This is a genomic window from Chitinophagales bacterium, assembly GCA_020636495.1.
Taxonomy (GTDB): Bacteria; Bacteroidota; Bacteroidia; order Chitinophagales; family Chitinophagaceae; genus UBA5543.
Genome location: JACJXQ010000008.1, coordinates 1,671,806 through 1,695,873 on the forward strand (window position 1 = coordinate 1,671,806; position 24,068 = coordinate 1,695,873).

The 24,068-nt window shown below is 43.8% G+C and carries 25 protein-coding genes; 15 read left to right on the forward strand and 10 right to left on the reverse strand.

Annotated elements, in window-relative coordinates; all coding sequences use genetic code 11:
- Positions 1–148: 148 nt before the first annotated feature.
- The 6 genes from H6550_07200 to H6550_07225 are packed head-to-tail and all read left to right on the forward strand — an operon-like array spanning position 149 to position 3,905.
- On the forward strand, positions 149–403 hold the full coding sequence (locus tag H6550_07200; GenBank protein MCB9045909.1) for an acyl carrier protein: 255 nt from the start codon (positions 149–151) through the stop codon (positions 401–403).
- Positions 396–1,283: a lipid A biosynthesis acyltransferase gene (locus H6550_07205; GenBank protein ID MCB9045910.1), complete on the forward strand. Its 888-nt coding sequence runs from the start codon at positions 396–398 to the stop codon at positions 1,281–1,283. The genes H6550_07200 and H6550_07205 overlap by 8 nt, the downstream gene beginning before the upstream one ends.
- Positions 1,284–1,330: 47 nt before the next feature.
- Positions 1,331–1,696, forward strand: coding sequence for a 3-hydroxyacyl-ACP dehydratase (locus tag H6550_07210; GenBank protein ID MCB9045911.1), 366 nt, complete (start codon positions 1,331–1,333; stop codon positions 1,694–1,696).
- 9 nt (positions 1,697–1,705) lie between these two features.
- Positions 1,706–2,344, forward strand: coding sequence for a hypothetical protein (locus H6550_07215; protein ID MCB9045912.1), 639 nt, complete (start codon positions 1,706–1,708; stop codon positions 2,342–2,344).
- Between the two features lie 14 nt (positions 2,345–2,358).
- Positions 2,359–2,781, forward strand: a complete 423-nt coding sequence (locus H6550_07220) for an acyl-CoA thioesterase (GenBank protein ID MCB9045913.1) — start codon at positions 2,359–2,361, stop codon at positions 2,779–2,781.
- The gene (locus tag H6550_07225; GenBank protein MCB9045914.1) at positions 2,766–3,905 is read left to right on the forward strand and encodes a beta-ketoacyl synthase; all 1,140 of its coding nucleotides are present in this window, start codon (positions 2,766–2,768) and stop codon (positions 3,903–3,905) included. The genes H6550_07220 and H6550_07225 overlap by 16 nt, the downstream gene beginning before the upstream one ends.
- Here the strand turns inward: H6550_07225 and H6550_07230 are convergent.
- The 3 genes from H6550_07230 to icd are packed head-to-tail and all read right to left on the reverse strand — an operon-like array spanning position 3,902 to position 6,881.
- On the reverse strand, positions 3,902–5,086 hold the full coding sequence (locus tag H6550_07230) for an amidohydrolase (protein ID MCB9045915.1): 1,185 nt from the start codon (positions 5,084–5,086) through the stop codon (positions 3,902–3,904). The genes H6550_07225 and H6550_07230 overlap by 4 nt on opposite strands.
- On the reverse strand, positions 5,079–5,549 hold the full coding sequence (locus tag H6550_07235) for an SPOR domain-containing protein (GenBank protein MCB9045916.1): 471 nt from the start codon (positions 5,547–5,549) through the stop codon (positions 5,079–5,081). The genes H6550_07230 and H6550_07235 overlap by 8 nt, the downstream gene beginning before the upstream one ends.
- A gap of 60 nt (positions 5,550–5,609) precedes the next feature.
- On the reverse strand, positions 5,610–6,881 hold the full coding sequence (icd, locus tag H6550_07240; GenBank protein MCB9045917.1) for an NADP-dependent isocitrate dehydrogenase: 1,272 nt from the start codon (positions 6,879–6,881) through the stop codon (positions 5,610–5,612).
- A 550-nt stretch (positions 6,882–7,431) separates the two neighbouring features.
- On the opposite strand from icd, the gene H6550_07245 reads away from it, so the two are divergent.
- The 3 genes from H6550_07245 to H6550_07255 all read left to right on the forward strand — a co-directional run bounded on the left by H6550_07245 (position 7,432) and on the right by H6550_07255 (position 12,180).
- Complete coding sequence (locus tag H6550_07245; protein MCB9045918.1) at positions 7,432–9,396, forward strand: T9SS type A sorting domain-containing protein; 1,965 nt, start codon at positions 7,432–7,434, stop codon at positions 9,394–9,396.
- A 140-nt stretch (positions 9,397–9,536) separates the two neighbouring features.
- Entirely contained in the window at positions 9,537–11,504 is a 1,968-nt protein-coding gene (locus H6550_07250) for a T9SS type A sorting domain-containing protein (protein ID MCB9045919.1), read from the forward strand.
- Between the two features lie 118 nt (positions 11,505–11,622).
- A complete protein-coding gene (locus H6550_07255; protein MCB9045920.1) occupies positions 11,623–12,180 on the forward strand; it encodes a hypothetical protein in 558 nt (185 codons plus the stop codon).
- Here H6550_07255 and H6550_07260 read toward each other — a convergent pair.
- Positions 12,173–13,021, reverse strand: coding sequence for an alpha/beta fold hydrolase (locus H6550_07260; protein ID MCB9045921.1), 849 nt, complete (start codon positions 13,019–13,021; stop codon positions 12,173–12,175). The genes H6550_07255 and H6550_07260 overlap by 8 nt on opposite strands.
- A gap of 100 nt (positions 13,022–13,121) precedes the next feature.
- Here H6550_07260 and H6550_07265 point away from each other — a divergent pair, with 100 nt between their 5' ends.
- The 4 genes from H6550_07265 to H6550_07280 are packed head-to-tail and all read left to right on the forward strand — an operon-like array spanning position 13,122 to position 16,738.
- Positions 13,122–13,625, forward strand: a complete 504-nt coding sequence (locus H6550_07265) for a YbhB/YbcL family Raf kinase inhibitor-like protein (protein MCB9045922.1) — start codon at positions 13,122–13,124, stop codon at positions 13,623–13,625.
- A 9-nt stretch (positions 13,626–13,634) separates the two neighbouring features.
- Complete coding sequence (locus H6550_07270; protein MCB9045923.1) at positions 13,635–15,080, forward strand: adenosine deaminase; 1,446 nt, start codon at positions 13,635–13,637, stop codon at positions 15,078–15,080.
- Positions 15,081–15,118: 38 nt separating this feature from the next.
- On the forward strand, positions 15,119–15,616 hold the full coding sequence (locus H6550_07275; GenBank protein MCB9045924.1) for an acyl-CoA thioesterase: 498 nt from the start codon (positions 15,119–15,121) through the stop codon (positions 15,614–15,616).
- A 3-nt stretch (positions 15,617–15,619) separates the two neighbouring features.
- A complete protein-coding gene (locus H6550_07280) occupies positions 15,620–16,738 on the forward strand; it encodes a DNA alkylation repair protein (GenBank protein ID MCB9045925.1) in 1,119 nt (372 codons plus the stop codon).
- Position 16,739: 1 nt separating this feature from the next.
- Here H6550_07280 and H6550_07285 read toward each other — a convergent pair whose 3' ends face one another.
- Together H6550_07285 and H6550_07290 are read right to left on the reverse strand one after the other, a co-directional pair.
- Positions 16,740–16,922 carry an Arc family DNA binding domain-containing protein gene (locus H6550_07285; protein MCB9045926.1) on the reverse strand — a complete coding sequence of 61 codons (183 nt, stop codon included), beginning with the start codon at positions 16,920–16,922 and terminating at the stop codon, positions 16,740–16,742.
- A gap of 21 nt (positions 16,923–16,943) precedes the next feature.
- Positions 16,944–17,807 carry an SPFH domain-containing protein gene (locus tag H6550_07290; GenBank protein ID MCB9045927.1) on the reverse strand — a complete coding sequence of 288 codons (864 nt, stop codon included), beginning with the start codon at positions 17,805–17,807 and terminating at the stop codon, positions 16,944–16,946.
- 170 nt (positions 17,808–17,977) lie between these two features.
- Between H6550_07290 and H6550_07295 the strand changes: the two genes are divergently transcribed.
- A complete protein-coding gene (locus tag H6550_07295) occupies positions 17,978–19,114 on the forward strand; it encodes a hypothetical protein (protein ID MCB9045928.1) in 1,137 nt (378 codons plus the stop codon).
- On the opposite strand, the gene H6550_07300 is transcribed toward H6550_07295, so the two are convergent.
- Complete coding sequence (locus tag H6550_07300) at positions 19,111–19,698, reverse strand: hypothetical protein (GenBank protein MCB9045929.1); 588 nt, start codon at positions 19,696–19,698, stop codon at positions 19,111–19,113. The two genes, H6550_07295 and H6550_07300, sit on opposite strands and share 4 nt — an antisense overlap.
- Before the next feature lie 128 nt (positions 19,699–19,826).
- On the opposite strand from H6550_07300, the gene H6550_07305 reads away from it, so the two are divergent.
- Positions 19,827–20,330, forward strand: coding sequence for a metallophosphoesterase family protein (locus tag H6550_07305; protein MCB9045930.1), 504 nt, complete (start codon positions 19,827–19,829; stop codon positions 20,328–20,330).
- 2 nt (positions 20,331–20,332) lie between these two features.
- Here H6550_07305 and H6550_07310 read toward each other — a convergent pair whose 3' ends face one another.
- The 3 genes from H6550_07310 to H6550_07320 all read right to left on the reverse strand — a co-directional run bounded on the left by H6550_07310 (position 20,333) and on the right by H6550_07320 (position 23,972).
- On the reverse strand, positions 20,333–21,010 hold the full coding sequence (locus H6550_07310) for a protein-L-isoaspartate(D-aspartate) O-methyltransferase (protein ID MCB9045931.1): 678 nt from the start codon (positions 21,008–21,010) through the stop codon (positions 20,333–20,335).
- A 58-nt stretch (positions 21,011–21,068) separates the two neighbouring features.
- Entirely contained in the window at positions 21,069–21,710 is a 642-nt protein-coding gene (locus H6550_07315; protein MCB9045932.1) for a hypothetical protein, read from the reverse strand.
- Between the two features lie 105 nt (positions 21,711–21,815).
- A complete protein-coding gene (locus tag H6550_07320; protein MCB9045933.1) occupies positions 21,816–23,972 on the reverse strand; it encodes a carboxy terminal-processing peptidase in 2,157 nt (718 codons plus the stop codon).
- Positions 23,973–24,068 lie beyond the last annotated feature (96 nt).

The window sequence follows — 24,068 nt, forward strand, 5'->3', positions numbered from 1 at the left end:
TATCCCTTCTTGATGTTTGCCGCTCGTCGCTGCCTGTATACAGCGAACAGGAGAGGCTTAGTATGATTTCACTGATATTCATTTTTTGTAATTATCTTTGCCTCTTAAAATAGTTTAGTAAACGGTTACCCCTAACGTTTAATAGAATATGAGTCAGCAAGAAATAATTGAGCGTATTAACGCTTTTATGGTTGAAGATTTTGAAGTAGATGAACAGACTATCACTCCGCAAGCTGATCTGAAAGCTACACTAGATCTGGACAGCCTTGATTACATTGACCTGGTGGTTGTTATTGAACAGAATTTCGGTTTTAAGGTAAAGCCGGAAGATTTCCAGAAGATGACCACGATCCAGGATTTTTACGATTATGTTATAAACAGGTTAGAGGCTAGCAATGTCTGAGGAAACCTCATGGGAGGGCCGCTCGCGCGGCACTACATTGGGATATAGGATATTTGTATGGTTGCTGCGTAAAGGTGGACTGGGTGCAGCCTACCTACTGTTGCGTTTTGTTATCATTTATTACAAGTTATTTGTGCCTGCTGCCATTAGGCCGCTCAGGTATTTTTACAGTAAAAGGTTAGCGTACAGCAATAAAGAAACCTCCCGGCTTATTACACGTAACCTTATAGTGTTTGGACAAACGCTGATAGATAAGATAGCTGTGTTGTCAGGTGTGGCGGATAAGCTGACTTTTACACATGAAGGGGTAGAAAACATAGAACAACTGGTAAAAGATGGAAAAGGTGGTATATTACTAAGTGCCCACCTGGGCAATTGGGAGGTAGCAGGTCATTTATTGAAACGTGTAAATACGGTTATCAATATCGTGATGTATGACGGCGAAGCAGAGCAGGTAAAGCAATACATGGAGCAGTTTGAATCGAACCGTTCATTCAATATCATATTTATCAAGGACGATATTTCGCACATATATGAGATGTCGGCTGCACTGGCAAGGAATGAATTGATATGTCTTCATGGTGATCGTTTTCGTCCGGGCAACAGGACAATGGAGCATGAATTTCTGGGCGAGAAGGCAAACTTTCCAGCAGGGCCATTCATACTTGCGTCTAAATTAAAAGCGCCGGTTTGTTTTGTTTTTGCCTTCAAACAGACTAATTTTCATTATCACTTTTACGCTTACCCTCCAAAGGTGTATGAAGGCAGGGGTACAACTGGGATGAACATAATGCTGGACGAATATGTTCAGGTCGTAGAACAGAAGATAAAAGAATATCCGGCACAGTGGTTTAATTATTTTGACTTTTGGAAACAATGAAACAGGCAGAGATAACGGCATACATTCCCCAACGCCCACCATTTGTTATGGTGGATGAAGTTTTGCTGGCCGACCCTAAAGCATCTAAGACCTCTTTCCTTATCAGGGATGATAATATATTTGTGAAAGAAGGCATTTTTACAGAACCGGGGTTAGTAGAGAATATGGCACAAACTGCTGCTGCAGGTACAGGCTACAGGTATCAACAACAGGGTGAGCATGTGCCGGTTGGATTTATAGCTTCTATCAAAAATCTTAGGATATATGCACTTCCTAAAACCGGCGACCTGTTGCATACTGAAAATATCGTTGCGCATACAGTAATGAATGTTCATGTGGTAGAAGCTGTAGTATATCTTGGTGAGCAGAAGATTGCCAGTTGTGAAATGAAGATATATGAACAGTCATCATAAATGTTTGTTATGAAAAAAGTACTTATACTTCTATATGTTATCATTTTTCAGGTAACCGCCTTCGCACAGTCCAGGTCTGATATTTTTGACCCTGAAACAGAAATTACGTGGTTAGGTCTGGATTTTTCAGAAGTGCATTTTATTGGCGATGCTGCACAATGGCAGGATGTTGGTGCTATTACAAGCACTGAACTGAGAGATAAATACTTTGTATCATGGAATGAGTTATTCGTCGACGAGAAAGCCAAATATGATGTGGCCAAAGCAACCAACAGGATACTTGTAAAGTATGCTGTTGATGTAACAGCAACCATCAATGCCAATTCTGAAAAGGACTATTTTGTAAATGACCCGGGAGCCTTCCGCCATCTTGAAAATGATGACGTTGCTGCTATGCTAAGCAAGTATGATTACAAAGGCAAGAAGGGAATAGGTATGATGTTTGTAGTAGAGGGGATGTACAAAGAAGCTAAGAAAGCATCTATGTGGGTGGTGTTTGTAGATATGGGTAGTAAGAAAATGTTGCTGGCAAGACAAGTTGAGGGCGTGGCAGGAGGTTTCGGGTTCAGGAATTACTGGGCCAAGGCTTTTCTCAACGGACTGAAGGAAGTGGGGGATAATTTTGACAGGTGGAAAAAAGGTAAATAACAAGAATATAGTCTTTGCAAAAATTACATCATACAACAGAATTCGAGGTAAAGTTCAGCGAGGCTGATCCGCTGGGCATTGTATGGCATGGTCATTATATACGTTATTTCGAGGACGGCAGGGAAGCCTTCGGTGATGAGTTTGGTCTGAAGTATCTTGACTTTTACCGTAATGATATTGTGGTTCCAATAGTAAATATTCAATGCGACTACAAACGCATATTAAGATATGGCCATAGGCTGAGACTCGAAACAACCTATAAAGACACTGCGGCAGCTAAGCTGCTGTTTGACTATAAAGCATATGATGCTAATACCAATGAACTCGTGGCAACTGGAAGCTCGGTACAAGTGTTCATGCACAAGGAAAGCCTGGAGCTGATGTTATACCTGCCACAATTTATGTTAGACTGGAAAACAAAATGGCTGAACAAATAACACCTGGAAAGGTATATGCAATAGCATCAGACATAACCTCAGTAATGGGGCTGGGTGCCGCGGAGCATTGGGATGCCATTAGTGCAGGTACCCAGGGTATTCAGCAATATGATGATAAGGCATTCAGCAATACTCCTTTTTACGGTTCTATGTTGGATGAGGCGCAATGGCAGCTCATTAATATGGCTATTGATACCGATAAGGAGTTGTCAACTTTTGAAAGGCTATGTTTGTTTTCAGCAAAACAAGCACTCAGTAATACCACGGTTGATCTTGAAGAAACTGTACTGATCCTTTCAACAACCAAAGGCAATATTGAGTTGTTGGACGAGGCTCCGGATTCTACTATTGCTCTACAGAACAGTGCCAATGCTATAAATTCAGTATTAGGAATTAAAGCCAAGCCAATTGTCGTTTCTCATGCTTGTATATCGGGTTCTGTCGCGTTATTGTATGCACACAGGCTGATTACCGGAGGTCGATATAAGAAAGCAATAATTGTGGGCTGTGACCGGTTCACTCCTTTTGTATTAAATGGGTTCCAATCCTTCCAGGCAATTGCTGATGGTCCGTGTCGCCCTTTCGATGCTGATCGTACAGGTATCAACCTTGGAGAAGCGGCGGCTACGATCATATTGTCATCAACTGGTACAGATGCAATAGCTTGTTTATATGGCGGAGCCACTTCTAACGATGCTAATCACATATCGGGCCCTTCGCGAACAGGAGAAGAACTATCTGATGCGATAAACAGGGCGATGCAGGAAGCAGGAGTGCAGTCTTCGGATATCAATATGATATCTGCACACGGAACGGCTACTGCTTATAATGATGAGATGGAAGCCAAAGCCATTCATCTTTCCGGCTTGTCTGAAGTGCCGCTGCATAGTATGAAGAGCTATACAGGACATACTTTAGGAGCTGCGGGCGTGTTAGAAAGCGCTATGATACTTGAAGCGATCAAACATCAGCAATTGATACCATCTGCCGGTTACGAAAAGCATGGAGTACCTGTTCCTGTGAATGTTACTACCCAAATGCAGCCCGCAGATATACAATATGTACTAAAGACAGCTTCCGGTTTTGGTGGCAGCAATGCCGCTATTGTCTGGGGCCGTATTTAGCTTTGCAGCGCGTTGAGCGCTATCCACGTCATGGTGCCGACACCTGTTTTTAATGCTTCTTCGTCGATATCAAAGTGTGCATTGTGCACGGAAGCCGTAAACTCTTTATTGTCTTTGTTGGTACCTATCCTGAAGAAACACCCCGGCATGTGCTGCGTATAGAAGCTGAAGTCTTCGCCTGCCATACGTATGTTCAACTCTTTCACGTTCTCATCTCCCAGGTAAGCTTTGGCCCAGCTTTCGGCGTTGGCTGTTACTACCGGATCGTTATAAAGAGAAGCATGGCCTTTAGGTATGTGTACCGTAGCTTTCGCGCCGTAGGCCTCACATGTTTTTGTAGTAAAATCCTTGATGTATTCATGCGCCTGCGCACGCCATTCCTCGTTCATGGTGCGGAAGGTACCCCAGAGTTCCAGCTTGTCCGGTATTACGTTAGTAGCAAAGCCCGCTTCTATTTTACCGAATGTAAGTACTGATGGTATGATGGGATTGCATTTGCGTGATATAACCTGTTGCAAACCCGTAATTACCAGTGCTGAAATAGCTATCGGGTCAACGGTCTGGTGGGGAAGTGCGGCGTGCCCGCTTTTACCTTCTATGGTAATATATATCTCATCGGTACTGGCCATGTACTGTCCCGCTTTGAAGCCTACTGTGCCGCTGGGCAGGTGAGGATAAACGTGCAGCGCGAAAATGGCTTCCGGCTTAGGATTTTCTAATACACCGGCTTCTATCAGCAGGCTGGCGCCGCCCGGTAGTTTCTCTTCTCCTTGCTGGAATATGAGTTTTACGGTGCCTTCCCATTCGTCTTTCAGGTCGTTGAGGATACGGGCTATACCCAGCAAGCAACTGGAGTGTACATCGTGCCCGCAGGCGTGCATCACACCATCATTTTTCGACCTGTACGATACATCATTGGCTTCCTGTATTGGCAGTGCGTCCATATCAGCACGCAGGGCAATGCATTTTTTATCCGGGTTCTTTCCTTTTATCAGTCCTATCACTCCCGTGCCTGCCACGCCTGTTTCATGACTGATGCCCCATTCGGTCAATTTTCCTGAAATGAACTCAGCTGTCTTATACTCCTCGAAAGATAGTTCGGGGTTGGCGTGTATATGATGGCGTATCGCCTGTACTTCAGGAAAGTATTCCTCTGCTTTTTTGCGTATTATATCAATCATAATATTCAGCCGTATTGATGGTTACATTGTCCGGTACAATAATACATGCACCGTATATAGCCAGTGTTTCCCTGTACAATTCCAGCGCATCCTCACGGGTGGCAAAGTCGCCTACCTTGACACGGTATTGCGGTTGCGTGTACACCATGTAGGTCTGTATCCGTGGGTAGCGGCGCATGAAGTCTACTTTTTTGCGGATAGCCTCTGCGCGGTCGTTACCGTAATATATCTGTACCCTGTAACCGCGCATATGGCGTATACCGCCATATTGCAGGTTTTTGTGCCTTTCTACCAGTATGGCCAGTCGCGGGTCTGCATTGATGGTGATATTATTGTTAGTAACCGGTCTTTTATAAGCTGTATCTGCCGATATGTTTTCCGTTACCACGATCTGGGCATGACCGCTTATTGCCGGGCCTGTTAAGGCCAGCACCAGGAGCGATATGTAATACAGCTTATTCATTTGTTATGCTAAGCTACGGTAGTTTATGTTAAAGTTAAAACAGGGCTTACGCCCTGTTCATTAAAAGTTCTTGATGATCTCCTCTGCAAACTCGCTGGTTTTCACCTGTGTTGCATCTGTCATCAGTTTATAAAAGTCAACAGTCACACGTTTGTGCATGATACTGGTCTGCAGACCGTTCTTGATCACTTTGGCAGCATCATCCCAGCCCATGTATTCCAGCATCATTACACCACTCAGTATCAGTGACGACGGGTTCATGGTATCCGTATCCGCAAAACGAGGCGCCGTACCGTGCGTAGCCTCGAATATTGCGTGGCCTGTTTTGTAGTTGATGTTGGCGCCCGGAGCGATACCTATACCACCTACAGCCGCAGCCAGTGCGTCTGATATATAGTCGCCGTTCAGGTTCAGGGTGGCGATCACTGAATAATCCTGCGGAGCGAGCAGTATCTGCTGCAGGAAGTTATCAGCTATTACATCTTTTATCACCAGTTTGCCATCGTGCTGCGCTTTTTCCATTTCTTCAATAGCCGCTTCTTCACCTTTTTCTTTCTTGGTAGCTTCCCACTGGTTCCATGTGTATATTTTATCGCCAAACTCGCGTACTGCCAGGTCGTAGCCCCATTTCTTAAAGCCACCCTCGGTGAACTTCATGATATTGCCCTTGTGTACCAGCGTTACCGATGTACGTTTGTTGTCCAGTGCATATTGAATAGCTGATCTTACCAGGCGCTCCGTACCTTCTTTAGATACCGGCTTGATACCGAAGGCTGTTGTTTCAGGGAAACGAACTTTATCGCCCGCATTCAGTTCGGTACGGATGAACTCCATGAGCTTTTTAGCTTCTTCACTGCCTTCCGGGCACTCAATACCCGCATATATATCTTCCGTATTCTCGCGGAAAACGACCATATCCACCCTGTCAGGGTAGTGAACCGGAGAAGGTACACCTACGAACCAATGAATAGGGCGCAGGCAGACATACAGGTCCAGCTCCTGGCGCAGGGCCACGTTGAGTGAACGTATACCGCCGCCGATAGGCGTTGTTAAAGGGCCTTTTATTGATACCAGGTATTCACGCGCCATATCCAGCGTTTCGGCCGGCAGCCATTCGCCAGTCTGGTTGAAGGCCTTTTCACCGGCCAGTATCTCTTTCCATTCTATTTTGCGTTTGCCATGATAACAATGCTCCACGGCAGCGTCAATCACTCTTTTGCTGGCACGCCATACATCGGGGCCAATACCGTCACCTTCGATAAAGGGTATGATGGGGTTGTCAGGGACATTGAGTTTGTGGTTGCTGTCTATTGTTATCTTTTGTGGAGTCATGTTGTTGTTTATTTGAATTACGCGCGCAAAAATACTTGAAGATTATTGTAATCTGAAAACATATCTATTGTGTTTATATCATGTAGGTTTGGGGTGACCAGGTAAAGGGTTAATTGGTTAAAAGAGGTAATGTGTGGCCCGGTGGCTGATAATACATGCATTTTGTTAAGTATACAGGCTGTTTTGTTAACCCGGACGCAGCGATGCGTGTCTTGCAAGTGTTTATTAATCAGTGTGTTGTAGTGTGAATTGTTAAGTATTGTTAAGTAAAACGATAAGTCGTTCGTACTTAACAATTCATAAAAAAGTCCCGCATGTGCGGGACGGATATTATGTATTGAGTGTTGTCGGGTTTGCTTTTGTTTCATATCTGCATTTTTATGGTGTGTGTGGTTTGTGTCTTATTGTAGCAAATATACGTTAAATATTTTATTATTGGTGTATTTATTTCAGCGGACGCTGAATTTATTTGCCACAGTAACCGGCTTTGATGGGTGGTGTATTTACCTCCGGCAATTCCTATCTTTATTATCAAGTAAACTTCGCATACATGAAATACAAAGTTTTTCTGTTACTATTGATTGGTTTGGGGATGGTACATCCTGTTGTTGCACAAAGCTGGCAATGGGGAGCCAGAGGGGGCAGCTGGGGCAATTCTTCTACAGGAGCAAATGAGTTTGTAAAAGATATGGCCACCGACCGGAACGGCAACCTGTACATATTAACCAATACCGGGGATACAAGCGGCATAGATATTAATGGCATACCCAAGAAGGGATTTGGGAGGCAGGACATCGTGTTAGCAAGTTTCAAATGCGATGGCACTTTGAGATGGGTTAAGCTTTTCGGTACTGCAGAATATGATGATGGTGGATTTGCACTAAGTGTTGACCGATTGGATGGAGTATATGTTTCTGCTCGCATGACGAGAGGGCCACAAAAAAAGCCCATATATATTGACAGTGACAAAACCATTAACAGCAATGATGAGAAAGAGTTTTATTTCATCAAATATGACACTTCAGGACATTTAAAATGGGTACGAGCCCCGCAGGCAGACACAGCATCCTTTGCCTTTCAAGCAACTACAATTGACATGGATGTAGATAGTGCAGGCAATCTTTATGCATTTTGCCAGTTACCTCCCGGCATTTATGAGAATAATTTCATTGCTACATCAATATATCAGTACCAAGGATATGATTACCAGGACTGTATAATAAAATATGACAGGAATGGGAATTTTCAGGGTGGCCTCGCTTTCGATACAAAAGGATGTTATGGAGCAAGAATGGTCAGGGACTCAAAAACCAAGCGCTATTATTTATCGGGTTCAACATCATTTACGAGTACAATACCTATGGGTAATATTGTTATACCCAAATACAGCGGATACCTGGCATGCTTTAGCGAAGAAGGAGGTTATTTGTGGGATATTCATTCGGATGCCGCACAAATAGACGGTAACCCAATTTTTGATGCGTTTGGCAATATATATCTTTCTGGGTTAATCCGTTCACCTTCTTCGTCAAACCCCAATGCTAATTTCAATGGTTTTGTAGCGCAGCCTTATCCCAATATTCCTAATGGAGCGCCATTCATTATTAAAATTGACTCAAATAAAAAAAATATCTGGGCAACGTATGCTGTCGTAAATGCAGTAACATTAGTAGGGGGGGTAGGTCTTAGAAATAGCGGAGAAATCGTATTAACAGGCACATTCCCCGGACTGTTAGCCTGGCCTAATTTTACTAAAGATACACTGTACTATCCTGCCAATTCAGGTTATCACCCGTTTATCACAAGGTTTAACACCCAGACTGGTAAAATACTTGGTGTAGATAAACTGGAAACCGACAAACAGAATGCCTATTCGGATGAAATAATAGCAGACGGAAGAAACAATATATATATTGGTGGTGAGTTAGCCGGAAAACTAACTGTAAACGGCAAAGACATGTACAATGTTGGTGGCAGAAATGATTGGGCTGTTGCCAAGTACGGACATAATAATTGCAACTGTACCAATATCCCAGAACCAAGTTTTACCTACAATAAACCTTCTCTCAACAACCTTAATTTCAGCTATACAGGTAGCACTTACTCCACCATTGAATGGGATTTTGATGATGGAACAACTTCTAACCAGGCATCTCCCAGCCATGTATATGCAAAAGACGGAGTGTATACCGTATGCGTGAAAGTGACAAACAGTTGCGGAGATAACACATACTGCCAAATACTGGACACATGGCCTGTTGGCATAAACGATGTGACCTCATCGGATAATATCCATGTCTATCCTAACCCTGCAAACGACATCATATATGTTAGTGGCCATACTGCGGGTACTACAATAACTCTGTATGATGTGATCGGGAAAAAACTTTACCAGGGCGTTTCAACAACAACAAAAGAAAGCATCCACATCAACAATTTCCCGGCAGGCACATACATCATTCAGCTGACAGACAAATCGGGACAGAACATAAACAAGAGGATGGTGAAACTATAATATCAGATCTTCAATTGAAAACTGAAGTTATTTATTACCACCGGTCGCAGACCAGCGGGAGCTGGTTGAATTGACAAAATTGGTATTGTTTTTGCCTGTATTTGATAAACATATCTTTATTATAAGTAAACTTCGCATACATGAAATACAAAGTTTTTCTGTTACTGTTAGTTGGTTTGGTTATGGCACATCCTGTCGTTGCTCAAAGTTGGCAATGGGGAGCCCGGGGTGGTAGCTGGGGCAATTCTTCTACAGATGATAACGAGTTTGTAAAAGATATGGCCACTGACCGGAATGGGAACCTGTACGTATTAACCAATACCGGGGATACAAGCGGCATAGATATTAATGGTATGCCCAAGAAGGGATTTGGGGGAGAGGATATAGTCTTAGCCAGTTTTAAGTGTGATGGTACATTGAGATGGGTTAAGTTTTTCGGCACTGCAGAATATGATGATGGTGGAGGTGCGTTGTGTACTGACCAACTGGATGGGGTATATGTTGCAGCACATATGTTCAGAGGACCACAAAAAAAGCCTATATATATTGACGGTGATAAGACCATTAATAGTAGTGATGAAAAAAAACTATACTTTATTAAATATGATACTTCGGGTCATTTAAAATGGGTACGCGCGCCCCAGCCAGATACAGTGACGGCGGCTCAACAAGCAGGCACAATTGACATGGATGTGGACAGCGCCGGAAACGTCTTCGCACTCTGCCAGCTACCTCCGGGCATCTATGAAAATAGCTTTGTGGCAACACCCACATTTACAGCTCAAGGACATGATTATCAGGACTGTATATTAAAATATGACAGGAATGGGAATTTTCAGGGTGGCCTCGCTTTCGATACAAAAGGATGTTACGGGGCAAGAATGGTCAGGGACTCAAAAACCAAGCACTATTATATTGCCGGTAATTCAAACAACCCAATACCAATGGGCAACACGTCTATTGCACATAATAGCGGATATGTAGCATGCTTCAGTGAAGAAGGTGGATTCTGTAAATACTTATGGGATATTCAATCCTATGATACAAAAATTTATGGTAACCCAATTTTTGATGTATCAGGTAATATATATCTTGCTGGGCTAATCCGTTCCCCATCTACATCCTACCCCAATGCGAACTTTAATGGATTTGTAGCGCAACCATATCCCAATATTTCCAATGGAGCACCATTCATAATTAAAATTGATTCTAACAAAAAGAATATGTGGGCTACATATGCCATTATAAATGGCGTAACATTAGTTGGAGGAATAAGTATTCGAAATAGTGGAGAGATAATATTAGGAGGAAGTTTTCCCGGACTGTTAGCCTGGCCTAATTATACTAAAGATACACTGTACTATCCGCCTAATTCAGGTTATCACCCGTTTATCACAAGGTTTAACACCCAGACGGGTAAAATACTTGGCGTGGATAAACTGGAAACCGACAAACAGAATGCCTATGCGGATGAAATAATAGCAGACGGAAGAAACAATATATATATTGGTGGTGAGTTAGCTGGGAAATTAACGGTAAACGGTAACGATATGTACAATGTTGGCGGCAGAAATGATTGGGCGATTGCCAAGTACGGACATAACAATTGCAACTGTACCAATATCCCAGAACCAAGTTTTACCTACAATAAACCTTCTCTCAACAACCTTAATTTCAGCTATACAGGTAGCACTTATTCCACTATTGAATGGGATTTTGATGATGGAACAACTTCTAACCAGGCATCTCCCAGCCATGTATATGCAAAAGACGGAGTGTATACCGTTTGCGTGAAAGTAACAAACAGTTGTGGAGATAACACATACTGCCAAATACTCGACACATGGCCTGTTGGCATAAACGATGTGACCTCATCGGATAATATTCATGTGTATCCTAACCCGGCAAACGACATCCTATATATCAGCGGCCATACTCCGGGTACTACAATAACTCTGTATGATGTGATCGGGAAAAAACTTTACCAGGGCGTTTCAACAACAACAAAAGAAAGCATCCACATCAACAATTTCCTTGCAGGCACATACATCATACAGCTGACAGACAAATCTGGAAAGAAAACTACAAAGAGGATGGTGAAACAATAACGTGAGCAGTTCAGTTGAAAACAGAACTTATTATACCCACCGGTCGCAGGCCGGCGGGAGTAAGTTGAACTGAAAAAAATGGTATTGTTTTTGCCTGTGTTTAATAAACCTATTATGTATGCGTAAGTCCCTATATGCCCTGATCTTCCTGTTTGGCCTGAGTTTCACTTTGCAACTACTGCCCGGCTGCTGCCCCGATGAGCCGGTGTACTGTGACAAGATCACCACCGCAGGCCTTACTGCTATGAGAGCCCGTGACGGTGTCACCGTGTCATCAATAGATGAGCCGATACCTGCCGACGAATTAGTGTTGAGGCTGGCAATATACAGGGATCGTAAGTTGTGTGCGCGTCAACGGGCTTTCTCATTAATGAGCACCGCATATGCGACGTTTGATTGTGCCATGCCTGAAGATATACGGGACTCTGTCCGTTTTATCTCGATAAAGAGTAAAAGTAATTGGGGCAGCCAATACCCGTCGGGTGCAGAATTGAATGAGATGTTCCGTATACCTGAATTAAATAAACCAAACTACAACTCTGACAAAACGGATATTGATATATTCTCTAAAGGGGTACCCGACAGCAGCAGTACGCATGTTTTTGAGGTATTACTTTTTCTGCAGAATGGCGACACTGTTTTTACACATTCAGAGACCGTGGCATTGGTCAGGTAATTTTGCTGAAAAAATGTATGGTTCTATCCACCACCTGCTGCATAGGCTCGGGCAGATAGTTTCCTGTCCATGGGTGTTTGCGGCCAAATACATGGTCGGTAGGTAAGGTGAACAGTTCTGCTGCCGGTTGCCATTGGTGTAGCTGATAGGCTTGTTCCACAGGTACAGCGGGGTCTTCCGTGCCATGGCAGATAAGTACAGGTATTTTCAGTGATTTAATGGCTCCTTCAATATCCAGCCGTGACTTATTGTTGATATAATTCTCGTATAACTGGTAGTAGAGTGGCATTTCCTGTTTGGTGCGACCGTTGGTGAGGTATTGCACGCCCTTTGCCGCCCATTCCTGTATTTTTTCTTCATCCCACCTGGCCCAGGGTGTTTTGCATTGGCTCACTGCCGCCCATGTAGCCACGGCTTTGATACGAATATCTTCAGCTGCTTTCAACAAAACCATACCACCGCCTTTGCTGTGCCCTATAAGGTATATCTTATCGTAATCAATATTGTCAGCGTGTTCATTATTCACTGTCCAGTCGATGACCGTTTTGAGGTCGTCGAGCTGCAGGGTGTAGTTGTCATTTCCATAAGCTTCCAGGTCAACAAAGTCTTCCGGGTATTCAGGCGTTGTGCCGTTGTGCGAGAAGTTGAACTTGATGAACACAAAACCTGCGTCAGCAAATTGTTCTGCTATCAGGTCGAAGTTGCCCCAGTCTTTAAAACCATTGATGCCATGCGCATAAATGACGGCAGGCTTTTTTACCCCGTCGGCCTTATAAAATATATCTGTAAGTATAGGTTTACCGTGTTTGCCGACCAGTAATATGTTTTTCATCTTATGCATGATAACGAAAATACAACCTTAGTATCAAAAAATATTGCCATGAAAAAGGGTGCATCGCAGGATGTTTTTGTTTAAATTTATAGTACAAAACCGGGGGCTTATGCGTTCTCTACTCATTACAATGATGTGCGCATTATCACTACAGATGATAGCGCAGGACAAGCTGGAAGTGACCAGCAAGGATTTCCAGGACAACGAACTTATGCCGATGAAGTATTCCTGCGAGGGGAATAATACCAGTCCTTCGCTTGAGGTGCACGGCATTCCTCACAAAGCCCGAACGCTTGCCGTGATCATGCATGACCCGGACGCACCGATAACGGGTGGTTTTACACACTGGGTGGTGTGGAATATGAGTACCAAGAGTTATATACCCGGCGATTTTGAAGATGCAGAACAGGGATTGAACGGTGCGCAGAAAAAAGGATACATCGGCATGTGCCCGCCGTCAGGTACCCATCATTACAATATCAGGGTGTATGCGCTGGATGCCAAACTGAAACTGAAAGCCAATGCAGGTAAGGCAGACCTTGAAAAAGCGATGAAAGGCCATATACTTGCAGAAGGAATGATCACCGGACTATATAAAAAACAAGGAAAATAACAGCTATCGATGAGATATTTGATACTGGCGCTTTTGTGCACTGCGGGTAGTATTGCCCATGCACAAAACGTTACAGGCAAAACTGCGGGCTACCTGGAAAGCATCAGGGATAATGAAGCGGCACTGACCGCTTTTTTCAGCGCTATGCCCAAAGGTGGCGACCTGCACAATCACTTTGTAGGGTCGATATATACAGAGACCTACATCAATAAAGTGGTCAGCGAAGATTATTATATCAACAGGAACACGCTTGAAGTATCCGCCGCACCGCAGGGTGGTAGCGACTGGATCCGTTGCGCTGAACTGCAACAACAAGGTAAACTGTCTGACTATAAAAATGCACTCATGCGTAAGTGGTCGGTAGAAGGGTATAACGGAGTGAGTAAGCCATCATACGAACAGTTCTTCGAGACCTTTGGTGGTTTTGCACCGGTGGCCGCACAGTGTACTGATGAGGGGCTGCTGGAATTGAAACAACGCGCCAAACGGGAAAACCTGAATTATATAGAGACCATGTTCCTGATGATACCCTGTGGTGTAGATATGAGCGACGTGCAGGCTTATAACAACCAATTGCTGAATGTGCAAAAGAAAGGAGACGTAGCATGGACAGAAAAGCTACTGAAGCAACTGGACCGGATATTTACAGCAAAGAATATCACAGCCTGTGCTACTGCCTTTAATATAGACAGTGTTACTAAGAGACATAACAGGTTGAAAATGGATGATGATGACTTTACACTCAGGTACCAGAACTATGTATTGAGGATATTTGACCCGGTAACAGTGTTCCGCGACCTGTTGGCAGCATTTGAATCGGCAGATAATAGCCCGTTGATAGTAGGTGTGAATATTGTGGCACCGGAGCATAATGAAGTGTCTATGCGCGACTATTGGTTGCATATGATGATGTACAGGTATTGCCATGAGAAATACCCGAATGTGCGTTATGCCATGCATGCAGGAGAGCTGAGGCTGGGGTTGGTGCAGCCTGAAGAACTGACCTGGCACATTAATAATGCAGTACGGATAGCGGGAGCAGACAGGATAGGCCATGGTGTAGACATTGCCTATGAACAAAACAGCTACGACCTGCTGAAAGAAATGAGCAGGCAGAAGATAGCCATAGAGATCAGCCTGTACAGCAACGAGTTTATCCTGGGCGTAAAAGGCAGCGCGCATCCTATAAGCCTGTACAGGCAATACGGCGTACCGATAGTGATATGTACGGATGATGCAGGTGTGCTGAGGAGCAACCTCGTTCACCAGTTTGTGTTATTGGCAGAGCGATACCCGGACATCAGCTACGCAGAGATAAAGCAGTATGTGTATAACAGTATTGAATATAGTTTTATAGAAGAGCCAGAGGTGAAGAAAAGACTAACCAAAGACCTGGATAATAAGTTTCAGCAATTTGAGCAGACCGTAGCGGAACAGGCCGAAGCCGGGAGGTAACTATTGCCTATATTTGACTGTCTTAAAAATATTATGCTATGGAATTAGTAAAAGTGCCGGAAAGTACCGTACTCATCCGTTTCCCCGATTGCGATCCGTTCAATCACTTAAACAATTCGCGTTACATCGATTATTTCATCAATGCACGTGAGGACCACTTATGGGAGCATTACCAATTGAATATTTATGCATATGGTAGACAGCATGGCAAAAGCTGGGTGGTAGGGCAGAACCAGATAGCCTACCTGAAGCCTGCCATGCTCATGGAGCAGGTAGTGATACAGTCGACGATACTGGAACTGAGTAGTACAGACATACTAGTTGAGATGACCATGTGGGATAAGAAGAAAACACAATTGAAATCGCTACTATGGTCTCGGTTCGTGCATTTTAATCTTGCTACCCAGAAGCGAGATGAGCATTCAAAAGAGCTTATGGATTATTTCGGTCCGCTGGTAAACCCTTTGGCTGAGAAAGTGGATTTTGAGCAACGCGTAACGCAGATGAGAGAACATAATAAACCCGTTAAGAACTAAAGAATGACTGAAGAGAGTACCGCGTTCAAAGATGTGTTCTTTAAACCTGCATTTATACACGAGTTTGCAGATGCATTGAGTGAAAGTATGCCCGGTTTTGATAAGAAGGCCTTTGAACGTAAAGTGTTCGACAAAGACTGGCATGGTAAAGAGTTGAAACAACGTACGCGGCATATTGTGCTTGTGTTGCATCAATTGTTACCCAAACACTTTCCCGATGCTGTGCAAGTGATAGAACGCACTGTAAGCCACCTGCAGACACAAAAAATAAAGTCGGTCAGCTTTGGGTATATCAGTCTGCCGGAATATATAGAGGTGTATGGGCTGGGGCATTATAAGGAGTCGGTACGGGCTATGGAGAAGGTCACAGTGTTTATGAGTTGCGAGTTTGCCGTGCGTCCGTTTATTGTGAAGTACGGTGACAGGATGATGAAGCAGATGCTTGCATGGTCGAAGCATAAAGATGCCAGGGTACGCAGGTTGTCAAGTGAGGGTTGCAGACCACGCCTGCCATGGGCCATGGCATTACCCGAGTTCAAAAAAGATCCGTCTCCGATATTACCCATACTTGAGAACCTGAAAGAGGATAGCGATGTGTGGGTGAAGAAAACTGTAGCCAATAACCTGAATGACATCAGTAAAGACCACCCTGAGCTTGCTATCAGTATTTTCGAAAAGTGGTTGAGAAAGAACAAGCATACTGACTGGATAGTGAAACATGCGGCCAGGACATTGCTGAAAGCGGGTAACCCTGAAGTTATGGCCCTGTTCGGCTTTAAGAAGGATAAGCAGGTGGTAGTAAAAGATATAACTGTTGAGACCCCAAAGGTGAAAATGGGTAAAGAGCTTGTTTTTTCATTTGCAGTAACTAATAAAAGTAAAGAGCCCAAACTCATCAGGCTGGAATATGGTATGCACTATCTGCGTGCCAATGGTACCCATTCAAAAAAAGTATTCAAGATAAGTGAACGAGAGTACCAGCCGGGAGCAGAACAGGTTGTAACACGAAAGCAGAGCTTTAAACCTATTACTACAAGGGTATATTACCCGGGCCTGCATAAAGTATCTGTGATAGTGAACGGACACGAAGCAGGAGTGGTGGAGTTTGTTTTGCAGCAGTGATTTAATCTTTGGGTTTAGCAGGTTTGGCAGATGAGTTCTTTTTGCGTCCGGCCTCCTTAAGGGCTTTATCTATCAGCCACTCAATTTGTCCGTTCACGCTGCGAAACTCATCTGCTGACCACTTTTCCAGGGCCTTGTAAGTTTCCTCGTCTATTCTTAAAACAAAGCTTTTCTTAGCACTCAAAACCAGCTACATTTTTGTGTTCTATTGATAAAGTGTTCCTGTATTCAGCACGGGTTGTGCATTCTTTTCGCCACACAAAACTACCATAAGATTGCTCACCATGGCTGCTTTCTTCTCATCATCCAGTGCTACAATGTCTTTTTTGCCCAGCTCTTCCAACGCCATTTCTACCATGCCTACTGCACCTTCTACTATTTTGTATCGTGCCGCCACTATAGCTGTTGCCTGTTGGCGTTGCAGCATTGCGCCTGCTATTTCCTGTGCATAGGCCAGGTGGCTGATACGCGCTTCACGGATCGTGATGCCGGCTGTTGCCAGGCGGTCTGTCAGTTCCTTTTCCAGCATCATATTTACCTGCTCCCCACCATCGCGCAGGGTTATTTTCGCATTCTCATCTTCGATGTTATCGTAGGAGTATGCACCTGCCAGGATACGTATAGCAGCTTCACTTTGCGTTTTTACGTAGCTCATATAGTCAGTTACATCATACGCAGCTTTGTATGAGTCTGTTATTTGCCAAACCACAACCGCGCCTATTTCTATGGGGTTACCCATTTTGTCATTCACCTTAATAGTTGGTGTGGCAAAGTTCTGCGCACGTTGAGTGAGCTTAACAGTGGTGTAGAAGGGGTTGATAAAGAACATTCCGTTTGCCTTTACCGTACCAATGTATTTACCAAACAGGTTGAGTACACGCAAGTGGTTGGGCTGCACGATGATGAGGCCTTTCCATAACAGGAATGTTACGATGAGGGCTGGGAATGCGATCCATGCATACATAGGGTTTATGAACATACTCATGAACCCGAAAATTGACAGTGCCATAAGAGCTAACGACACTAACAAAACTAAATAACCATTCAGCGGCTTAATTACTTTTTCCATATATATTGTTTTAATTGATTATTTTAATGTGATATCAATATGATATCAAATGTATGAAATAAAAAAATATCCGCCAAAAAAATCCGTTGGATGTGGTAGTGGATGTACGGAAAGATAATTCCCGGGCGAGTGGCTATATCAGCCGTCATTTTTTACATTTGCAGAGAGCTATGTTATTTTCAGATATTCCCGGGCAGAAGGCGGCAAAAGACGGATTGACAGGTATGTGGCGTAACAACCATTTTCCTCATGCTTTGTTGCTTACCGGCAATGAAGGAACCGGCGGGCTGCCAATGGCTTTGGCTCTGGCCAGGTATATTTTTTGCGAGAACAAACAGGAAAATGACGCCTGCGGCGAGTGCAGCTCTTGCAGTAAGGTACAAAGGTTGGAACATGCTGACCTGCATATGGCTTTCCCAACGGTATCGCCCAAGCCGGGTACTAAGGCCATGAGTAAATACTATATGGCTGACTTCAGGGAGTTTGTGAAACAGACACCTTTCAGCAGTACATATGATTGGCTGCAATTCATCAGTGCAGAGAATAAACAAGGTAATATTACGGCAGAAGAATGCCGCGAGATCATTGATACGCTCAACCTACGTTCATACGAGGGTGGGGCAAAAGTGCAGATCATCTGGCGGCCTGAGTATTTAGGTAAAGAAGGTAACATCCTGCTGAAACTGATAGAAGAACCACCTGCTGATACTTACCTGGTACTGGTGGCGGAAAACATGGAAGATATACTGGGAACTATACTGTCACGTACACAGGTAGTGAGACTAGCACCTGTTTCCGCTGCTGATATTGCTACGGTATTACAGCGCAGAAACCTTGCAGATGAAGCCCGTGCGTTGCAGATAGGGCATATGGCTAATGGCAGTTATGCTGAAGCATTGAGATTGTTGCAACATGCAGAGAATGACTTGTTCCCCGAAGTGCGCAACTGGTTCAATGCATTGTTCACCAACAACGGGGTCGCAATTACAAAGTTTGCAGAGCAGTGGAGCAAGGCCGGGCGTGAACAACAGAAAAATTTTCTGCATTATATCATACAACTACTGGAGCAGGCTATCAGAGTCAGGTATTTGCCGGGGCAGCCACCTGCATTACCGCCTGCAGAAGCCGATTTTGTGCGAAAGATAGCAGCAATGAAAGTGTCTTATGAGACCATCAACAGTATGGTAAAAGAGATAACGGATACTATCTATTATATAGAGCGAAATGCCCACAGTAAAACACAGCTACATGTGTTATCTGTCAAGATGGTGTATATTATTACCAACAGGCCTATACCTGTTCTTTAATCAAGGAACCCGCGTTTTACCGCTTCCATGTGGAACCATGGATTAAGTTTAGGACGGTTAGCTTCGAGGAATTTCCGTACCACAGGCTGGTCCGGGTTGATCATTCTTGTAGGGCAGTCAGACAGATCTTCCATAGTGTCACAATGGGCACTGATCTGTTCCGTTTCTCCTGAACTGATGTAAAACAGTGGTTCTGTTCCGTTTTTCTCAAAACCAATACCATGTATCTTATTTCCCTGTACATCGGCCAGCGAACACTGGAGTGAATCGTGAAACAAGAAGGTATAAGCCAGTTTACCCACCCCATCCTCATATTTCAGGAAGAAAACTTTCAGGTCGAGCATACCATAAGTGAGTCCTTTCATTTCCACACCACTGCAATTCTTTACGGGCACATCGCAATGGTTGCAATATAGCCGCCATTTTGTTTCTGTATACAGGTCTGTAATGCCCAATTGCTCTATCTGTTTCAGGTAGTCGTCTTCCATCCTGTTGAGCACAGCCTGTTGGCTGCGATCGTTATTGTCTTCGTCGCAGGCGGTTAGCAGCAGTAATGATAATATGACTATAGTAAATCGTTTCATGTATCCGATAACTTCCCTGTGGGCAAATGTAAGCATGTTAGTTAAGTCTGCACAATGCAACAAGAATAAATAGCTTATTGATATGAAACAATGAGACCTGTCATATTATCTTAGTAGTTTTAGTGTGTATGACAAGGATAGGTATCATATCAGATACGCATGGATATTTAGATGAGGCTGTATTCAAATATTTCAAAGACTGTGATGAGATATGGCATGCAGGTGATTTTGGCAATACTGAAGTGATAGGGCAGTTGCAGGCATTTAAGCCACTGAAAGGAGTGTATGGCAATATTGATGGTCATATGATAAGGGCTGAATTTCCCGAGAAGCTGCGTTGGTATTGCGAAGGGGTGGAAGTGTTAATGATACATATAGGAGGTTATCCCGGGAAATATGCGCCTTCTGTCAGGGAAGAGATGAAGACAAACCCGCCAAAACTATTTATATCCGGTCATTCGCATATACTCAAAGTTATGAATGACGCTCAACTGAAATGCCTGCACATAAATCCCGGTGCTGCGGGTAATCATGGCTGGCATAAAGTACGCACCATAGTTCGCCTGGCCATAGACGGAGACAGGATGAGTAACTGTGAAGTTATAGAACTGGGTAAAAGAGGTAGCGGTTAACCTTACTTATTGTTCTTACCCTGCAACATGGGGACAAATGAGAAGTCTCCCATTTCCTGCTGTGTGATGTTGCCATCTTTATCTTTGAGTATCAACAGCATTTTCTGGCCATTGTCGTCACCTACCGGGGCTACCATTCTGCCACCCGGTTTCAGTTGTTCCAGCAGTTTTTCAGGGATGTAAGGCGCAGCGGCCGTAATAATTATTTTATCGAAAGGTGCATAACTGGGCAGGCCTTCGTAGCCATCACCATAAAAGCGTTTCAGGTTGGGGTATTTCTTTATGAAGAAAAATTTAGCAACGAAGTCGTATAGTTCTTTCTGTCTTTCTATGCTGTACACCATGGCGCCCAGTTCTGCGAGTACACAAGCCTGGTAAGCGCTGCCGGTTCCGATCTCCAGTACCTTATCAAATTTTTTTATCTGCAACAGTTCTGTCTGGTAGGCTACTGTATAGGGTTGAGAAATGGTTTGATTTGCAGAGATAGGGAATGCCCGGTCCTCATATGCTATACGTTCAAAAGCCTGGTCGAGGAAGAAGTGACGTGGAATAGCATCTATAGCAGCAAGCACTTTCTCATCTTTTATCCCTTTCTCCCTGAGCGTAGTCAGTAGTTGTTTTCTTAATCCCTTGTGCAGATAATTGTCATCTTTCGGCCTGCTCTGATAACTCTGGTGCATGCTGCAAAATTAATCCGTGATCACGTAAAAAAAAGTATGGGGATAAATATTGAGGGAACTACTTAAAGTTCATCACCAGTCCCATACCTACATAGTTCTGTTGTAATACGGGTTTCACCTTCATGGAAATATCCCTGGATATATCGAAATTCTTCAGGTGGGCAGAAGCTACTGCATCCATTATCTGTAGTGCATAGCCAACTGATGTGAGCAATACAATAATGTCCAGGTCTTTTTTATAATTGTTTTGCAGGCGTTGTAATTGTGTAGCATCATAAAACTGCGTCAGGTCGTTGTAGGTACCCGGGTCTCCGTCTATAGAATATATGTAAGCCTGCCTGTAGTCCCTGTATTTAGTATAGTTATAACCGATAAAGTAGCCCGCTCCGCCCAGTATGGCATATACCAGCGGTACCTTCCAGTATTGCCTGTTATAAGCTTGCCCGAGTCCGGGTAATATAGCAGAGTACATACCTGCTTTCTTTGCATTGGGCTCGAATACTTTTTTCTTTTTTACGGTATCAGCTGCCACTTTTATGACTGTATCACTACGCACGGTAATTGCATCCTGTTTGATGGCGGTGCTCGTGTCCATATCAGCAGGTGTTGAGCGCAGGCTGTCAACAGGAGTGAATTTCTGAGCTTTAGCGACGGCGGGGCACAAAACCAGCAAAAACGATATATAAAGCAGTTGTTTCAAATATGGCGCAAATTTATACTAAAGCATGGATTTATTAGGCCAGACCTATAAAAAAACGTCCTGCTCTATTCGCAGGACGTGCTCATAAGAATATTAATAATTCTGTTATTTAGCGCTCATGCCCATGTTTACATTCATATCCATGTGCGCCATGTCGTTAATGATATTTACTGTTTCAGCTATGTAAACGTCTTTTTGCAGTGTTTTCAACCATTCTTCATTTTTGGCTATAGTACTACTGTCCATATTTACCTTAGCCATGTCTTCTTTCGGATTAACCACTGTGAGTTTAGTAGCTTTTTCCTCAAGTTCTTTCATTCTTTCGGCTGTCTCATTCGCTTCTTTCATTTCTTCCCTGAACTTTTTCTCATTCAGCGAATATGTTTTATCATTTTCCTGTTTCTTGATGCGTTCTGCATTCTGTTCGATCAATGCAAATGTCTCGTTGTGGCTGACACGTTCTTTGCTGAGTGCGGCCAGTTTGCTGACATTTACAGGGTCTGATACTGTGTTGTATTTCGCTGCAGGTATCTCATCCCATTTCAGTGCAGCTTCATCCTTACGTTCACCTACATCCAGGTGGGTATAAGGGTCCGGCAATTCTATATCCGGTGTAACGCCTTTCAACTGAGTAGAGCCACCATTGATGCGGTAGAATTTCTGAATGGTCAGTTTCAATGCTCCCAGCGGTTCATCACTTGAGCGTGCGGCTATCTTATCGCTGAACTTCAGATATTCGTCCAGAGAAATGACTTTCTGCACTGTACCCTTACCAAAGCTGCGTGAGCCCACTATCACAGCACGTTTATAATCCTGCATGGCAGCCGCCATAATTTCGGAAGCTGAAGCACTACCCTGGTTGATCATGATCGCCATAGGCCCATCATACAAAGTACCCGGCTGCCTGTCTTCGAGCATGGCCGGTGAGGAATGGCTGCTTCTTACCTGGACGATAGGGCCTTCGTCAATGAAAAGCCCTCCCATGTTCACCACGTCGTTGAGCGAGCCACCACCGTTGTAGCGAAGGTCAAGTATAATACCGTCTACTTTGGCATTTTTCAGTTTCATTACCTCCAGCGCAACATCTTCGGAGCAGCGTCTTCCGCTGGTACCATTGAAATCGGCATAAAACTCGGGCAGGTATATATAGCCTATTTTTCCTTTGCCCGATTCAATAACTGCAGAACGTGCAAAGGTTTCTTCTATCTGTACCTCGCCACGTATGATAGGTATGACCATCGTTGCGCCGTTCACTTTTTTAACGGTCAGCTGTACTTCGGTGCCTTTAGGGCCGCGTATCAATTTTACAGCATCATCTATCTCATAGCCCTGAATGTCTACCGGCTCCTCGCTGCCTTGTGCTACTTTCATTATCTCGTCACCGGCATCCAGGTCGCCCTGTTTCCAGCATGGGCTGCCTGCTATTATTGATGTAACCGTGATCTTGCCTTCTTTGTCCTGTAGCCTGGCGCCAATACCAAAGAATGAGCCTGACATCATTTCGTCAAACTTCTTTTTGTCATCAGGTGGAAAGTAATCAGTATGCGGGTCGTAGGTATTGGTGATCGTGTTCATATAAATGGCAAAACGTTGGTTGTCGTCCAGTTTGTTGACACGTTTAAAATAGTATTCCATGCTTTTCTGCACTTTGTCCCTGGCCTCAGCTTCCAGTGCGGCGTCTGTTTTTACTTCTTTGAGGGTAGTGTCCTTATCTTCAACGCGTTTGTCCTGGGCTTTTTTCAGGTCGACATATTGTGCCAGTGCCCTGTACTTCAGAAACAGGCGCCAACGCTCTTTACGAGCTTTGTCATTGGCAGGGTACGGCGCATCGTCTTCAGCACTTACATAGGTTTCCTCTTTTGTAAAATCAAAAGGCTTTTCCAGCAACTCAGGATAGTATTTTTCAGTTTCGCGGATACTCTTATCGTAGAGGTCTGTGAACTTATTAAAGAATTCTATGGAGCCTGACTTTATTTCGTCGTCTATTTTGAATTCGTATTTTGAAAGTACGTCGATGTCCTTTTGTGTAAAGAACCTTTTATCATAATCCATTCTTTCCAGCAGCTTGTGGTAGGCCATACTGGAGAACGAATCGTCTACTTCTTTGGGTGAGTAGTGACCGTCCTGTAGTGCTTTATATACGGTTTCTACTATCAGTTTACTCTTCTTCTCGGCATCAGTGTCTTTCGAGCTGTACTTGAACGAAAAAAAAGCTGCAAGTACGGCCACGATCAACGTTGGTATCAGAATCTTGTTCCTCATGAATCTCAACATAATCTAATGATTAATTTACTATTGAAACAAATGTAAAGTATTTGCTGTTAAAAAAACGCTAATCGCTTGTGGCGTATAGCGTTA